The sequence below is a fragment of the Sphingomonas hylomeconis genome (genome assembly GCF_025370105.1).
Lineage (GTDB): Bacteria > Pseudomonadota > Alphaproteobacteria > Sphingomonadales > Sphingomonadaceae > Sphingomonas > Sphingomonas hylomeconis.
On sequence record NZ_JANQBK010000015.1, the window covers coordinates 89,926 to 106,135 of the forward strand.

General features: G+C 64.1%; 12 protein-coding genes. 6 read left to right on the forward strand and 6 right to left on the reverse strand.

The window, feature by feature from the left end; all coding sequences use genetic code 11:
- Positions 1-272: 272 nt before the first annotated feature.
- Genes NV401_RS15505 through NV401_RS15530 form a run of 6 tightly spaced genes read left to right on the forward strand, consistent with a single transcriptional unit; the run spans position 273 to position 6,207 of the window.
- Positions 273-1,394 (forward strand): glycosyltransferase family 4 protein, encoded by a 1,122-nt coding sequence (locus tag NV401_RS15505; RefSeq protein WP_261295351.1) that lies wholly within the window; start codon positions 273-275, stop codon positions 1,392-1,394.
- Entirely contained in the window at positions 1,391-2,008 is a 618-nt protein-coding gene (locus tag NV401_RS15510) for a sugar transferase (RefSeq protein WP_261295352.1), read from the forward strand. The genes NV401_RS15505 and NV401_RS15510 overlap by 4 nt, the downstream gene beginning before the upstream one ends.
- Positions 2,005-2,625, forward strand: coding sequence for an acetyltransferase (locus NV401_RS15515; protein WP_261295353.1), 621 nt, complete (start codon positions 2,005-2,007; stop codon positions 2,623-2,625). The genes NV401_RS15510 and NV401_RS15515 overlap by 4 nt, the downstream gene beginning before the upstream one ends.
- A 5-nt stretch (positions 2,626-2,630) precedes the next feature.
- Positions 2,631-3,845 carry a DegT/DnrJ/EryC1/StrS family aminotransferase gene (locus tag NV401_RS15520; RefSeq protein WP_261295354.1) on the forward strand — a complete coding sequence of 405 codons (1,215 nt, stop codon included), beginning with the start codon at positions 2,631-2,633 and terminating at the stop codon, positions 3,843-3,845.
- Positions 3,846-3,879: 34 nt separating this feature from the next.
- Complete coding sequence (locus tag NV401_RS15525) at positions 3,880-5,061, forward strand: acyltransferase family protein (protein ID WP_261295355.1); 1,182 nt, start codon at positions 3,880-3,882, stop codon at positions 5,059-5,061.
- A 15-nt stretch (positions 5,062-5,076) separates the two neighbouring features.
- Positions 5,077-6,207: an acyltransferase family protein gene (locus NV401_RS15530; RefSeq protein ID WP_261295356.1), complete on the forward strand. Its 1,131-nt coding sequence runs from the start codon at positions 5,077-5,079 to the stop codon at positions 6,205-6,207.
- Between the two features lie 15 nt (positions 6,208-6,222).
- Here the strand turns inward: NV401_RS15530 and NV401_RS15535 are convergent, their stop codons facing one another.
- The 6 genes from NV401_RS15535 to NV401_RS15560 all read right to left on the reverse strand — a co-directional run bounded on the left by NV401_RS15535 (position 6,223) and on the right by NV401_RS15560 (position 16,180).
- The gene (locus NV401_RS15535; RefSeq protein WP_261295357.1) at positions 6,223-7,746 is read right to left on the reverse strand and encodes an O-antigen ligase family protein; all 1,524 of its coding nucleotides are present in this window, start codon (positions 7,744-7,746) and stop codon (positions 6,223-6,225) included.
- Positions 7,643-8,791, reverse strand: coding sequence for a glycosyltransferase (locus NV401_RS15540; RefSeq protein ID WP_261295358.1), 1,149 nt, complete (start codon positions 8,789-8,791; stop codon positions 7,643-7,645). Before NV401_RS15540 ends, NV401_RS15535 begins: the two co-directional genes overlap by 104 nt.
- A 28-nt stretch (positions 8,792-8,819) precedes the next feature.
- The gene (locus NV401_RS15545; RefSeq protein WP_261295359.1) at positions 8,820-10,730 is read right to left on the reverse strand and encodes a polysaccharide biosynthesis protein; all 1,911 of its coding nucleotides are present in this window, start codon (positions 10,728-10,730) and stop codon (positions 8,820-8,822) included.
- Between the two features lie 580 nt (positions 10,731-11,310).
- Entirely contained in the window at positions 11,311-12,675 is a 1,365-nt protein-coding gene (locus NV401_RS15550) for an O-antigen ligase family protein (protein WP_261295360.1), read from the reverse strand.
- Positions 12,672-13,910, reverse strand: coding sequence for a tetratricopeptide repeat protein (locus NV401_RS15555; protein WP_261295361.1), 1,239 nt, complete (start codon positions 13,908-13,910; stop codon positions 12,672-12,674). Before NV401_RS15555 ends, NV401_RS15550 begins: the two co-directional genes overlap by 4 nt.
- Before the next feature lie 14 nt (positions 13,911-13,924).
- On the reverse strand, positions 13,925-16,180 hold the full coding sequence (locus NV401_RS15560; protein WP_261295362.1) for a GumC family protein: 2,256 nt from the start codon (positions 16,178-16,180) through the stop codon (positions 13,925-13,927).
- Between the last annotated feature and the right edge of the window lie 30 nt (positions 16,181-16,210).

Here is a 16,210-nt window from a genome sequence, read left to right on the forward strand (position 1 = left end):
ACTTTCGCCGCCGCCCCGATCGACATAAGCGGGATTGCCCCGCATTCCGCGCCGATACGGGCCCGATCAACGGCCGTGTTCATAGTCCGGTCAATCGATCCGATCTGAGTTAGTATCGACAGCGGGGCCGCGTTACAAGTCTGCGCCTATTGGTGTTGGGCTCGACCGTCCTGGCGCGGCACGCCAAGGCTGCACTTGGAAATGCCTGCGTCCCGGGGGTTGTTCGCTCGCGACCATATCGTATAGGCGGACGCTCGGATACGGGGGCGGTTGTGGCGAAGATTCTGTTGATAGCCTCGTATGCGCCCTCGCTCGTCAATTTCCGCGGTCCGCTGATCCGCACGCTTGCTGGCGCGGGACATGAGGTGCACGTCGCTGCACCGGATGCCGTGGCAACGATCGCCGGCTCCAACCTGGCCGATATCGTTACCGCGCACGATACGACGCTCGATCGCACCGGTGGCAATCCATTCGCCGATTTCGGCACGCTGGCCGGCTATCGCAAGCTCATTCGCGCGATCCGCCCGAGCCATGTGCTGAGCTATACGATCAAGCCCGTCATCTACGGCACGCTCGCTGCGCGGCTTGAGCGGGTCAGGCACCGCTTTGCACTACTCACCGGCCTTGGCTATGTGTTTGAGAGCAAAAGTGCCCGCGCGCGGCTGATGCGGACGCTCATCTGGCCGCTCTACCGGGCCGCGCTGAAAGGTGCCGAGGCGGTGATCTTTCAGAATCCGGACGATGCCGCCACGCTGCGGCGCGCGCGATTAACGGGCCCCGGACAGCGCGTCGTCATCGTCAGCGGTTCAGGCATCGACCGCGAGCATTTTCGCCCTGCCCCGGTGCCGGCTGGCAAATCCGTGCTGATGATCGGGCGGCTGGTCGCGGCCAAGGGCTTGCTGGATTATGTCGCTGCCGCGCGCATCGTGCGAGCCGCGCATCCTGATATCGAGTTCCGTATCGCGGGCTGGATCGACGAGGCCAATCCGTCTGCCATCTCGCGCGCCGATCTCGATGGCTGGGTCGCCGACAGCACGATCGTCTATCTTGGTCCGCTCGACGATGTGCGGCCCGCGCTGGCCGACTGTACCCTGTTCTGCCTGCCGTCCTATTACGAGGGCACGCCGCGCACCGTGCTGGAAGCGCTGGCCACCGGCCGCCCAGTCGTCACCACCGATGCGCCGGGATGCCGCGAAACGGTGCGCGATGGCTGGAACGGCCGGCTGGTGCCGGTGCGCGATCCGCAGGCGCTCGCCGGTGCGGTGATCGAGATACTGTCCGATTCCGCCAAGACGGAGCGCATGGCGGCCGCTAGTCTCGATTATGCCCGCGACAGGTACGACGTGCACAAGGTGAATGCCGAAATGATCGGTGCGATGGGATTGGCCGCGTGAAACGCTTGATCGATATCGTTGCCGCGGCGTTCGCGCTTGTTCTATTGTCGCCGGTGATTGCCGCCGTGGCGCTCGCAATCCTGTTGCTCGACGGCCGCCCGATCTTTTTTCGCCAGCGCCGCCCGGGGCTGCACGCGAAGCCGTTCGAGATGATCAAGTTTCGCACCATGACGGTGTCCGACGACAGCGACCGGATCGATGCCGGCACGGCGCGGATCACGCCGCTAGGCGCGTTCCTGCGGCGCACCTCGCTCGACGAACTGCCCGAGTTCTGGAACGTGCTGCGCGGGGATATGAGTCTGGTGGGTCCGCGTCCGCTGCTGATGGCATACTTGCCGCATTATAGCGCGGAGCAAGCGCGCCGGCACGATGTACGGCCGGGTATCACCGGTCTGGCGCAGGTCAGCGGCCGGAATGCGATCAGTTGGGAACAGAAACTCGGTTACGACACGCGGTATGTTGATACGCATACGCTGATGCTCGACCTGCGCATCCTGTTCACCACGGTGATGAAGGTGGTGCGGCGCGCCGACGTCGATGCCAGCGAAGGCGAAACGATGCAGCCGTTTACCGGTACCGCCAACAGCAAGGCCGGCACCGGGGTAGAACGGTGAACCGCATCTTCCTGCTTGGCGCCGGAGGCCATGCGCGGGTCGTGCTGGAATCGTTGCGCCTCGCAGAACCCGGCGTGACAGTCGAAGTACTGGACGACGATCCGGCGAAATGGGGCGGCACGATGCTGGGGGCGCCGGTCAGCGGCGGGCGCGATACGTTGCTCGCCGCTCCAGGCGCGCGGGTCATGCCGGCGATCGGCGACAATCATCAGCGGCTCGCCGCGATCGAATGGCTCGAAAACAGCGGCTTTGTCGTCGCGACCACGATCGATCCCCGCGCCATCCTCTCGGTCAGCGCAACGCTCGGCCCCGGCGCCTTCCTGGCCCCCGGCGCGATCGTCAACGCCGGCGCCGCGCTTGGGCGTGGGGTGATCGTAAATACCGGCGCATCGATCGATCACGATTGCGTTCTTGCAGACGGCGTGCATATCGGCCCCGGTGCAAGACTGTGCGGCGGCGTCCGTATCGGCCTGCGTACGCTGATCGGGGTGGGGGCAGTCGCCGTGCCGCTGCGCACGATCGGTGATGATTGCGTGATCGGCGCGGGGGCGGCGGTCACATCCGACATCCATTCGGGCGCGCGCGCGACGGGCGTGCCGGCCCGCATCAAGGAATAGACTTCATGATGGCAGCTCTGGCGATCGATGGCGGCACGCCGGTACGCGACCGGCCCTTCGCGCCATGGCCGCATTTCGACGAAGACGAGGTTGAGGCCGCCGTGCGCGTGCTCCGTTCCGGTAAGGTCAACCAATGGACCGGCAAGGAAGTCGTTACGTTCGAGCGCGAGTACGCCGCTGCCCTGGGCCTGCCGCATGCGATTGCACTGGCCAACGGCACGCTCGCACTGGAACTCGCGCTGATGGCGTTCGATATCGGCGCTGGCGACGAGGTGATAACCACGACGCGCACCTTCATCGCGTCGGCTAGCGCAGCGGTGATGCGCGGCGCGACGCCGGTGATTGCCGATGTCGATCCCGACAGCCAGAACGTCACGCCGGAGACGATCGCCGCCTGCATCACGCCCCGCACCCGCGCGATCATCGCGGTGCATCTGGGGGGCTGGCCCTGTGACATGCCCGCGATCATGGAACTGGCGGCGCGGCACGACCTGATCGTGATCGAGGATTGCGCGCAATCGCACGGCGCGACCATCGACGGCCGCCCGCTGGGCAGCTACGGCCATGCCGCCGCCTTCTCCTTCTGCCAGGACAAAATCATGACCACCGCGGGCGAAGGCGGGCTGCTCGCCTTGTCCGACGAGGCTGCGTTCCGTCGTGCCTGGGCCTATAAGGATCATGGCAAATCCTACGAAGCGGTGTTCGAGCGTGACCACGCGCCGGGCTTCCGCTGGCTGCACGAAAGCTTCGGTACCAACTGGCGCATGACCGAGGTACAGGCGGCGATCGGCCGGCTGCAGCTCGCCAAATTGCCGGCATGGACCGCGCGGCGTCAGGCCAACGCGGCGCTCCTCGATGCCGGCCTCGCCGACACGCCAGGCATCCGCCTGGCCGTGCCGGCCGCCGGCATCGGCCACGCGCGCTACAAGTATTACGCCTTTGCCGACCGCGAGCAGCTGGCATCGGATTGGAACAATCAGCGCATTGCCGAAGCGGTGACGGCAGAGGGCGTTCCCTGTTTCACTGGCAGCTGCAGCGAGATCTACCTTGAAAGGGCGTTCATCACCGCCGAGCTCGGCCCGGTCCAGCGCCTGCCTGTCGCCATGCAGCTGGCGGAAGAAAGCCTGATGCTGCTCGTCCATCCTACGCTCGGCGACGCCGACATGGCCGACGCCGCCGAAGCCGTCGATCGGGTGATGCGCGTGGCAACGGCGCGATGATGCCCAAGCCCGCGCCGCTTGTGGCTATGCCGGCGTGACCGCCGATCCGCTGGCGGTCCGTCGGCATCACTTCGTCGCGCTCGATTCCTGGCGCGGGATCTGCGCGATCGCGGTGGCGATGGGGCATCTGAAGACCAATGGCTTTCTATCGCAGCTCGCCTTCTCCAGCATGACGTATCGCTTCGTGGATTTCTTCTTCGTCTTGTCGGGTTTCGTGATCGCGCATGCAGCACGCGACCAGTTGACGGAAAATTGGCGCCATGTCTGGTCGTTCCTTATCCGGCGTATCGGCAGGCTATGGCCGCTGCACGCGACCGTGCTCGGTATGTTCGTGATCTATCAACTCGTGCTGCTCGGTGTATCGCGCCTAGGCATCGATACCGGGGAGGTCGCATTCAGCGATAAATACTCGCTGTCATATATCCCCGCGAACCTCCTGCTCGTTCAGGCGTGGAACACGCTGCCGTCGACCAGCTGGAACATCCCGGCATGGTCGATCAGCGCGGAGTTCGCCGCGTACCTGCTGTTCGCCTTCCTGTTCACTGCATTCCATCGTTTTGGCGCATACGCCTTCGTGGTTGTCGGTCTAGCCTGCGGGTATATCATAGCCGGTGCATATGGCCCGAGAGCGACCTTTGATTTCGGCGTTCCGCGTTGCCTGTTCGGCTTCTCGACAGGCGTGCTGGTCAACGCGATCTGGCGCCAACGCCCCGCGCTTCGTATTCCATGTCCAGATGTGATCGAGGTCGCCGCGCTCATTGTTACCGTAGCGGCGGTTACTTGGCTGCCGTTCTATTACGGCATTCTTGTGGTGCCCGTATTTGCGGTCGTGATCTTTCTCTACGCCTACGAACAAGGCGTCGTTTCTCGGATTTTGCGCGGCAAGGCGGGCCAGTTCGTCGGTCAGCGTTCTTACTCGATCTACATGGTTCACATGGTCGTCTCCGTCGGTCTATTGTCGGTTGCCGCGATCGCGCCGAAGCTTGGCATCCACGGCTTTCGATTGGGCCAGGCTTCGCCCGGCAACACTGGCATCGTCGGCCCGCCCGCATTAATGGATTTGCTGCTTATCGGTTATCTTGCGGTCACCGTGGCGCTGGCGGCGATCACCTATGCGCTAGTTGAGGTGCCGGCGCGCAACCGGGCCGCACGCTTCGCTAAGTTCGATCGACATCGATCGCCCGTCCGACCAGCGCCTAATCCCGTTTCTTCGTAAAGAAGGCCCCATCCGATGACATCCTCGACGTTCAGCGGCGATCCGGTGGCCAAGGCCGCCAAGCGCGAGGCGAACCGGGACTTTCTGCCCAACATCCAGATTGCCCGCTTCCTTGCAGCGGGGCTGGTGATCGTCGGCCATCTTCAATTCATCACGCGGGATCGCGGCATCATGCTGCAAGGCGCGCTGGTCGATTTTCGCCCGATCTACAATCCGGTCGGGGTCGACATCTTCTTCGTGATCAGCGGCTTCATCATGTACTATCTGAGCCAGGATCATTTCGCGCAGCCGGGCTATGCCCGCGCCTTTTTAAAGCGGCGCCTGATCCGTATCGTGCCGCTCTATTGGCTGTTCACGACGATGACCATCGGAGTGGCGCTGGCCGCGCCGCACCTGATGAACCATTCCGCCTATAACGCTCCACGCATTCTGGCCAGCTACCTGTTCATCCCCTGGCCGCGGATCGACGGCAATATCGTGCCGATGCATAGCAGCGGCTGGACGCTCAATTACGAGATGCTGTTCTATGCGGCGTTCGCCGTGGCCATCCTGCTCGGCAAGCGTCGCGGTATTACGTTCCTCTTCGCGCTGTTCGTCACGGCCATGCTGTTGAACCCATTCATCCCGCGCGGCTGGTTCGTGCTCGAATTCTGGACGCGCCAGATCATCGGCGAATTTCTGATCGGTATCATGCTGGCACGGCTGTATCTGTCCGGCTTTCGCCTGCAGGCCTATCAGGCATGGTCGTGCGTCGCGCTCGGCCTGGCATATCTCGTGGCCGAACAACAATGGCATATCGCTGCCGACTACGGCCGGCTGCTCGGGCTCGGCCTGCCCGCCGCACTTTTGTCATTTGGTATCATCTTCGGACCGACGCCTACCGCGCCCGGACGGCTGTTCCGACTTGCCGTGCTTTGCGGCGATGCATCCTACTCATTGTACCTGTCGCATCCCTACACGATCAACGTGCTGGTCGTGATATGGCGCAAGCTTGGGCTGGGCATGCCCTATCTGTTCTTTGCACTGGCCGTCGCGGGCAGCATCGTCGTCTCGATCCTGCTATACACGCAGTTCGAGTTGCGCATCGTCAAGCTGCTCAATCGCCTTACCCGGGCTCGCGCGGTGCAGCAGGCCGCACCCGCCTAATCCCGGGCTGGCGGATCAGCGCCGTCCAGCGCGCTCAGCCAGGAACGCCATGCCGCGCTCCCGCCGCCCGATCGGGGCCGCGCCCCCTGCCGCCGTGCCTCCCGCCGCCGTGCCCGACAGCGATGGCGACGTTTCCCGTGCCATGCTGAGCATGATACCGACCAGCGCCCAGAATAGCGTAAAGCGCAGCCCCTGATGGGTGACGCCGTAAAGGAGCGCCGGTAGCAGATATACCGCGAATTGTAGCTCGACCCGCCGGAAGATCGTCACGATGAACAGCAGGAACAGCCCCAGCCCAGGAATACCATAGGAGAATAGCAGCGTTCCGAACGTGGAATGGATTTCCATGTTGGCCTGGCCCTGCCGCACGAACCGGCTGATCTGACCCTCGCCCGATCCCAGGACCGTATATTGGTAGAAACGATAGAGCCGGTCGTAATTGCGCTCCTCAACCTGACTCTCGTCGTTGTCGTTCTGCAGCCGTTCACCAATGGCGGAGCTCTCCGCACCGCTCTCCGCCGCGCGCAGGATATTGTTCGACGTGTAGACACCGACGATCAGCAGCGTCCCCAGTGCCATTCCCATCAGCCGCTTGGTCGGCGTGCTGAGGTAGAACCAAGCCCAAATCATGATCAGCACTAGCGTCGATATCAGGCCAGCGCGCGATGCCGCGGCGACCTCGCAATACAGCACCATCAGCATGACCGGCACGTCGATCAAGCGTGGCTTATTACGGCGCAGCACCAGCAACAGGCTGAGCACGATGATGCCCCAATAGGCCAATTGGTTCGGGTTTCGGAATGTGCCGATCGAACGCAACATACCGCCCGAGCCACCGACGCGTAGGAACAGTGTCTCGATCAGCACGGAGGCCCCGATCATCCACGGCACGACACGATCGAACAACTCGATCTGCCGCCACCGCGCGCTGAGCGCAGCCACGACGATTACAAGATTGAACACATAATACAGGTTCGAGCCGAGGAAATCGAACTTCGCGGTGATCATGAACCATACGAGGTTCACGAGCAGGATCCATATCGTCATCAGCGTCAGCGTCATCTCGCGCCGCAAAAAGCTCAGGAACGCGGCCGGCGACACGACCACGAAACCGAGGCCGGCGAGTATGATGTCCGCAGGCTGCGCGCTGCCGCCGCTGAAGACGTAAAAGATCTTACCGATCAGGTAGAAGCCGAAGATCCATACGACTGCCCGCCCGAGGCGGTCGGTCGATGCTGCCGCCGCGACTGCATTGTCTGCCAGCGCCTGTTCGGACGCGACGGGCTGCGCGGCGCGGACTGCACCTTGCGTGTCGCCCGCGCGCTGAAGCCGCTGCATTGCGTTCAGATGTTGAGTTGCCATGATTTCGTTCCGCCAATCGCTGCCATGCGATTGAGTCCGCCTGTATCCAGTCGCGCCGCCGAAAGCCAGCCGCCTAGCCGCGCGCCCGATCGAACAGGGCGGCATAGGCGGAGACGATCCGATCGCGTCCGAACGTCGCGCTGACATGAGCCCGCGCACGCGCCGCGACGGCGACACGGTCGGACGCCAACGCGCGCCCGATCGCCGCGCTCAGCCCGACCGGGTCCTGCAGTGGCGCCAGGAACCCACTTTCCCCTTCGGTGATCATCTCGCGGGTCGCACCGGGGCAGTCGGTCGCCGCGACCGGCACGCCGAGCGCGATTGCCTCGAGGATGGCGTTGCTGAACCCCTCGTAGCGCGAGGACGACACGAACAGATCCGCACTGGCGATCGTTGCCAGCACGCCTTCGGCATGCCCCGGCATCGTCACGCGGTCGCCGACGCCCAGCGCCGCCGCACGGGCCGCCAACGCCGCGCGGTCCGGCCCTTCGCCAAGCAGCGTCAGGTGCGCGCCGGGATGCGCTGCAAGCACCGCCGGCAACGCGTCGATCAGCACGTCAAAGCCCTTTTGCGGCATCAGCCGGCCCACGCCGAGCAGCGCCGGGCTGCCCCGCAGCACGGTGGCATGCTGCGCCTTCGCGGCCTGCTCGACCGAAGCGATGTCGACCGGATTGCCGATCACCACCACGCGGCCGCGCCGTGCCGCCGGCATCGCACCGCGCAGCTCCGCGCCCATATCGGCCGATTGTGCCACCAGCCAGTCGGCACGGCGCAGCGCCAGCTTGACGAGCCACTCGGCCACGCGGTGCTTGATCAGCGACGAGCGCCGCAGGATCGCGAAATCGGCCGCGATCGCGTTCGCCTGACGCTCGATCAGCACCGGCCGGTGCCGATGCACGAAGCTGCCCAGCCCCGCCGTGAGGTTCATGCGCAGCGTGGTAAAGACGATATCCGGCTTGAGACTATCGACCAACCGGGCATAGGCACGCACCGGATAGCGGCGCCCGCCGCCCGCGACATGAATCTCGACATCGGCCGGCAGCATGTCGAAGTACCGCCCGCCGCGGCGTCCGACCATCAGCAGCGGCAGGAACCGATCGCGCGGGAGGTGGGTGATCAGTTCGAACATCACGCGGTCCGGGCCCCCAGCACCCAGCTCAGGCAATGCGAACAGCACACGCGTGCGCCGTAGCCCCGCCTGCGAGGCGATCATATCCGGCATCGGCGGGAGTCCTTAACTGTCAGCGAAATCAGGCGGCAGCCAGACCCGGAACCGCGACGGGACCGCGCACGAATTCGGGCACCAATTGCTGCAGCCGCACGATCATCGCCTCGTCCTGCCCTGCTTCCACCGCGGCAAGCAACAGGCCGAACGCGTCGGTCAGCGTCGCCACGTCGCACGCCCGCGCCTTTGCCAGGCTGGCCTTGGCGAACGGCGCGGGAACCAGCGCTTCCTCGGTATGGGCTAGTTCCTCGTACAGCTTTTCCCCCGGGCGCAGGCCGGTGATCGAAATCGCGATGTCGTGGTGAGGCCGGAGGCCATGCAGCTGCACCATGCGGACCGCCAGATCCATGATCCGGACCGGCGCGCCCATGTCGAGCACGAACACCTGACTCGCGGACTGCAACGTATCGCGCGTGGCCGCGGTCGCCGTCAGGATGAGCTCGCACGCTTCTGGAATGGTCATGAAATAGCGCGTGATGTCGGGATGCGTGATCGTCAGCGGCCCACCCGCCGCGATCTGCTGCCGGAACAGCGGTACCACCGATCCGGCCGAGTCAAGCACGTTGCCGAAACGCACACAGGCAAACCGCGTCCGCCGGCGGCTGTTCGCGCGATCGGCATCGAACGCCTGGCAGATGATCTCGGCCCAGCGCTTGGTCGTGCCCATCACGTTGGTTGGATTTACCGCCTTGTCGGTCGAGATCAGCGTGAACACGTCGACGTCGAAGTCGCGCGCCAGCGACGCGACGTTGAACGTCCCCAGCACGTTGGTCAGGATTGCCTGGGCGGGCTGATCCTCCAGCATCGGCACGTGCTTCAAGGCCGCGGCATGCAGCACGATGTCCGGGCGCTCGCGCTTGAACACGCGACGCAGCGCCGGCAGGTCGCGCACATCGCAAAGCGCACGTACCCGCTCGACGCCGGGAAAGCGTACGCTCATCTCCATGTCGATCTGGTACAGGTTGAACTCGGATTGCTCGACCAGCACGATCCGTGCCGGATGGTGACCGGCAATCTGTCGCACTAGCTCGGACCCGATCGATCCGCCCGCACCGGTCACCAGGACGACCCGGTTGCGAATCGTGTCGGGCACGCGATTGTCATTCAGCACCACCTGCTCGCGGTGCAGGATTTCGTCGATCGACACGTCGCGGACCACATCGGATGAACCGCGCTCGACCAGGCTCAGCACGCTCGAAAGGCGGGCCAGACGCAGTCCGTTGCGCGCCGCCGCATCCAGCGCGATGCTGAGTTCATCCGGCCGTTCGCGATCCTCGGTAACGATCAAGCGCTGTGGCTTGATCCCATGGTCGAGCAGCTTGTCGAGCACCATGTCGAGCTGGTCGAGCCGGCCGAGCGCCGCGACACCCCGGATCTTGCGACCCTCGAGGCCCGGATTCTCGTGCAGCAGCCCCGCGATCCTGTAAGTGCCGCTCTCGTTATTGTAGCGAATGAAGTTCTCCGCCCGGCGCCCGCTGCCGTAGAGTAGCACGGTCTCGTCCTTGCCGGTGCGCACGGGGCGCGATTTCGACTCGAAATACAGCCGGATCAACAGCCGTGGCGCCGACCAGGCGCACAGCAGCATTACGAACGTGCCGATCAGTACACGCGGGGCAGTCGTTCCGTTGACGAAGATCCACGCGAGAATGGAGACGATCGGGCTGACGATAGCCGATGCGATGGCCAGCGCCATCAGATCATTCAGCGACACGCGCGACCAGGTCTGTCGATGCGCCTGCACCGCATATAAGGCTAGCGTGCCGGCGATTCCCGCTCCCGCCACCAGCGGCAGGATGAATTCAAGCCGGTCGTATCGGAACAGTACGACGAGCGTCAGATATTCCGCCATACACGCCAACAGCACGTCGATCGCCATCGTCACGCGACGGCGACCGATCAGGTTGCGGCCAGCGAGCGCGCGTTCAAGAATACTCATAAATATGCCCATACATCGGCCGTCTCCGACTATCCCGACGACACATGTTATGCCGCGGAATCCCGCCCTGCGAAAAAAATTCCAGCGCCGCGGCACGATGCAGGACGTCGCGCGAGGCTACCAAGATGCCAACTGTCGACGACGACGCGCGCAGGCCCTGTCCTGCAGCGACATCACGTCGGTCGGCGCTCTCAAGGAAGCACCCATTCCGGTTGCTTAAACGCACCAACACGTCCTGTCGATAGACCAGCCGCATCGTCCCGCATTGGAACATAAATTGCCTATCATGTCGGCTCCGAGTCGCTGGGCCCAATGCATGACACAAAGCCGTCGATAGGTATGCCACCACGCTCGAAATGGGACAGGCGCATACGTCCGACGAAGCCGCGGAATGCGCAATACGTCCGAATGAAACAGCGGCGGCGGCCAAAGTTCACATGCCTTGCCCATAGCGGGCGACATGATCTCAAGACCAACGACGTTTCCCGCATCGGGAACGCCTATGCCGCCCGATCGGCTCTTGCTGAGCAGAAATGTCGACCAACGTGGATCGCTGTCACGCCGAACGAAACCGGACGTTTTACTCGATTACCGTGACGCGCGATTGCGGAAGGCGCGGGATGGTGCGGATCGCTCCGGCCATGGCCGGGTAGATAAAGGCTGCCAGCACGCCGAACACCGTTGCATCCGCGATCGTGCGCAGCGGATAATCGACCGCGCAGTGGACCAGCGCCAGGCCGACCGAAAGCGCTCCCAGCCGGGACAGCATTTGTTGGTCGGCAAGCCGTGCACGCCAAGCACGTCCCAGCAGGCCCAAATACTGGATCAGGATAATTCCGATCAACCCGACGCCGAGCACCCCCGCAGTCAACCATGTCTCGAGATAGTCGTTATGAGCGTGGTTGAGGTAATAATCCTCCAAGTTGATGTCGCTCGTCGAGGTACGGAATGTCGCGTCGAACGCGCCCAGCCCGCTGCCCCACGGAAAGTACTTCCAGCCCAACGCCACGGTTTCCGGAATCGCCCGGATGCGTTTGTCCTGCAGTTCGGTCTTAACCGCCGCCTGCGTTGTCGTGACAGGGTCGAGTGCGACAGTCGAGACCGCTACGCCAGCCAGTACCAGCGCGATTGCCGCGACCGCCGGCACCCACCGCGCGACATCGCGCGACCAGCGTATTCCGGTCGCCGCGCCAAGCAGGATCGCGATCAGCGACAGGCCGAACCCGGCGCGAGACCCGGCCATCAGGATACCGACCAGCATGACGAGGATCAGCGCAAAGATCGAAAAGATCGCGGTCCACAGCCGGGTACCGGTCATCGGCTTGCGACGTTTCTCGAGCAGCAGGAAGGTCAGCGGGATCGCCATCACCAGCAACGTCGCGAGATGGTTGCGGTTGGCAAAGAAGCCGACTGCGCTGCCGATATTCGTGATGCGATACAGATAGCCGTACCCGGTCGCCACCTGCACGATGCCAAGCACCGTAGAAACCAATGTCAGCGCCACGATTACCCACGCCACCCAGCGGCGTTCGCGCAGCGGCACTGTCAGCCCGAGCAGGAAAGCGCCCGTCGCCGGAAACAGGTGCAGCCACCAGGCGAGCGTCTCCTCTGGGGACAGCGAGATGCCGATCGAGGGAAGCGCGATGCCCAGATCGACATAGCCACGCGCGATCCAGTCGCGACCGTTCATCTGTGTCCACAGCGCGGGGCTGAGCGGTACCAGCTGCAGCAGCGGCAACAGGTGAATCAAGGCGACCGTCGCCAGCCCGGCTCTGGTCCAGTTGTCGAGTCGTTCTCGCGCCAGGCGTAGTATCGCGATGAAGATGACTGGCAGAGCCAGCAACTGAAGGAGCAGGTTGCCGATCACGCCAAAGCCCGATCCGCCCAGAACAATAGCCAGCCCGACCAGAACGCACAGCAGAATGCCCGACACGCGATCGCTCACGAAGGTTTGCTCCCAGTCGCGCGATCTTCGGCCGCGGTCAGTTTGAATATCCGCAGGTCACGATACTGCACCCCGCCCAGATCGGCGGCGAGCGCAGGATCATATTCCAGCGCGAGCGACTGCTCCCGGCAGGTACCGTCGACCGTGAACGCGCCACTTAACGCAACGACGCCTGGCGGCGCCGCCGGCTGGTCGATCCGCAACAATTCGGCGCCAGTTCGTACGCAGCTCACACGCCAACGCAATGCGGCCGATACGGCGGCGCCATCAGCGACCAGTTTGACGCTCAGCCCGTATCGCCCCGGCGGCAGCACCATTGACTGCGCGGCGAACTTGCCCGCGATGGCATCGTTATACACTTCTACATACAGGTCGCGACCGTCGCCCGCCTCACGGCGTTCGGCATAACCAGACTGATTGCTGGTCAACGTCCAACCGAACGGTGCCGGCCGTTGCGATTCGAAGCTGGCGAACGGCGCGGTATCGTCGGCATCCAGCCGTGCGAGCTTGCGATACAGCGCGCTGGCCTGCTCTATATCCCCGCGCGCGAGCGCCAGCGATACGACCTGCGCAACAAGGGATTCCCGCGGCCGGAAATTCGGCTCAGCGGACAGCAGTTCCAGCAAACGGTAGAACGAGCGTGCCGTTGCGTCCACGCGGCTCGCTGTATCGATGAACGTATTGCTCCACGGTGGATTGCGCGCCAAAGTCGCAGCCATCGCCTCGACCGCGCCGGGCACCGCGAGCAACGGGGCTATTGCCCGGGTCATGTTGAAGGTCACCGCGGGGCGCAGCCGCATGATCGCGTCAACCTGAACAATGGCCCGCGGAATATCGCCCTGACGCAAATAATAATCGAACAACCAGTTGCGCACCGTGATGTTGCGCGGATCGCGCTGGATCGCGGCGGTCATCAGTCGCAGTGCGGCTGCAGTGTCGTCAGCGCGTTCCGCGGCCCGGGCGGCGACAAAGAACGGCACGGAGGCGATCGGTCGGGCGATCAACGCGGCCCGCGCGTCCGGCAGCGCATCCTGCGAGACCATGCCCGCCCCCTGCCCCACCTGCGCAAGCGCGAGCTTCTCGAGCGCCGACGGACTGCCCGGCGACACGCGCAGCGCCGTGGCCGGAGCGACCGCCGCGGTGGTCGTCACGATCGCTGACCGTAACGCCAGCCACGCCACGACCAACAATCCCGCCAGCAGCCCCCCCCGGCCCAGCCACCGCATCACGCTCATTCAGCCACCCCAGTTCAGCTTTCTTCAGTGCCGACCCGGATCTCGGTGGACGTCGACCGCGACTTGCCCGTGCCGCCATATCCGTAGCCATAGCCATAGCCATAGCCATAGCCGTCGCCCATCCCGGGGGCGCTATGATTGAACTTGGTGAGCACGGCACCGAGAAGCTGCGCATCTGCCGCTTCGAGGCGCGCGACCGCGCGGCGCACCGCGAGGCGGCGGCTGCCGGCCTCGACCACGAACACCGTGCCTTCGACGAGCGACGACAGGATCGGGGCATCGGCAAGTCCCATCACCGGCGGCGCATCGATGATCACCGTATCGAAGCGCCCGAGCAGGAACATGAGCACCTCGGCGGTCCGACGGCTGGACAGCAGTTCTGCGGCGTTTGGCGGCACGGGACCGGCCGGCATCAGCGAGAGATTGGCGATGCCGGCGTCGTAGATCGCCTGCTCGATCTCTTCCGATCCGCTGAGCAGATTGGACAGGCCGATCGCCTGCCCATGCTGGTCGTCCTTCAACTTGATCGTCGGCTTGCGCATATCAGCATCGATCAGCAGCGTGCGATTGCCGACCTTGGCGAACGCCTGAGCCAGCGCGAACGACGTCACCGACTTCCCTTCGGCCGGCCGCGAGCTGCTGACCAGAATCGTGCGTGGGGCGCCCGCCGACGTGCCGAACTCGATCGCGGTACGGACCGAGAAATACGCCTCTGCGATCTGGCTGCCCGAATGCACCAGTTCGCCGATCACGTTCTCGCCGGCTGGCAGCTTCGGGATCGCGCCCAGCGTGGGGAGACCCAGCTTGCTGCCGAGATCGTCCGGCATCTTGATCGAATCGTCGAGGAATTCGAGCACGAAGGCGGCAAGCAGTCCGACCAGCAGCCCGAGCAGCGCGCCGAGCCCCAAGTTGAACAGCGCGTTCGGTCGCGCGAGCGACGCACTGGTTGCGTCGTCGACGATCGCGATGTTGCTCGCGGCGACACCGTCCGCGACGTCCACTTCCTTGTAGCGTTGCAACAGCGCCGCATACAATTCACGGTTGGTGTCCACCTCGCGCCGCAGGATCGTGTACTGGATGTTCTTGTCGCTGAGCGTCATCACCGAATTCTTCAGCGAGTTGACCTGGGCATTGAGCTGCCCTTCGCTGGCCAGCGCCGCCTGGTAATCGGACTGCAATGCCTTGCGGATGCGCGCCTTTTCGGTCGCGATGTTGCGATCGATATCGCTCAACCGCGATCGCAGCTGAACGATCTGAGGATAATTCTCACGATAGACATTGAGCAGTTCGCCGACCTGGGCCGTGATCTGGGCACGTGCCGACAGGAGCGACTGGATCGTCGGATTGGTGATGTCCTCCGATGTCGTCCCCTGTGCCTGACGGAATTTCTGCTCGGCGGCGATGCGCTCCTGTTGCGCCTTCGCCAACGCGCCGTTCCAGTCGACCAGCGATCCGCTGGTCAACGAGGACTCGCTGGATTCGCCGGCCGCATTGGTACCGGTGGTAACGTTGATGATGCCGGCGCTGCGGGCATAGTCGACCGCCGCCCGTTCCGACGCTTCCAGCTTGGCCTTGGTCGTTGCCAGGCGGCGTTGCAGCAGCTTGCCGGTATAGGCCGTCGCGCTCATCTTGCGGTCGAGATTGAACTCGATGAAGTTGCGCGCAAAGGCGTTGACGATGCGCGTCGCCGTCGCTTGATCGGGGTCGAAATAGATGATTTCGACCAGTCGGCTGGTATTGTCAGGCACGACCTTGAAATTGCCCTTGAGCACCGACGCCGCACGACGCAGCGCGGCACCGCGATCGCTATTCGGCTTTCCGCCGCGCTCGTAACCGAATCCCTCGACCGAGCCGAGATCCATCGATCGCGCGACCTTGTCGGCCAGCGCCTTACTGCCGAGCAGGCCATATTGCGTACGCAGATAATCCGGGCGCGCCAGGAGGACCGAATTGGCCTTCGATTCGTCCGTATTCATGATCTGCGATTGCTCGGCCGCGATTTCCAGCGTCGCCGAGGCGCGGTAGATCTTGGTCGTGAGCAGCGTGACCGCGATGGCCAGCGCGATCGATGCCAGCAACACGCCCAGCACGACCAGGCGCCATTTCACGATCGTACGCCACAGGTCGAGATAGCTCGATCCCTGCGCGTCCTGACCCAGATGGTTGTACGGCAGCGCCAGCGCCCCGCCCGTGGTCGTGCGCAGCGGTCCGCGAACGCCCCCTGTCAGAGCCCCTGCGTTTGCCAGCCCCTGTGGCAATTGATCATTCATTAGATGGAGGACTCCAAGATCTTATTCAGC

Coding starts and splice junctions, on each gene's coding strand:
- NV401_RS15555 (WP_261295361.1), bottom strand. CDS start 13,910: ATGAGCGTGATGCGGTGGCTGGGCCGGGGGGGGCTGCTGGCGGGATTG.
- NV401_RS15545 (WP_261295359.1), bottom strand. CDS start 10,730: ATGAGTATTCTTGAACGCGCGCTCGCTGGCCGCAACCTGATCGGTCGC.
- NV401_RS15540 (WP_261295358.1), bottom strand. CDS start 8,791: ATGCCGGATATGATCGCCTCGCAGGCGGGGCTACGGCGCACGCGTGTG.
- NV401_RS15520 (WP_261295354.1), top strand. CDS start 2,631: ATGATGGCAGCTCTGGCGATCGATGGCGGCACGCCGGTACGCGACCGG.
- NV401_RS15560 (WP_261295362.1), bottom strand. CDS start 16,180: ATGAATGATCAATTGCCACAGGGGCTGGCAAACGCAGGGGCTCTGACA.
- NV401_RS15530 (WP_261295356.1), top strand. CDS start 5,077: ATGACATCCTCGACGTTCAGCGGCGATCCGGTGGCCAAGGCCGCCAAG.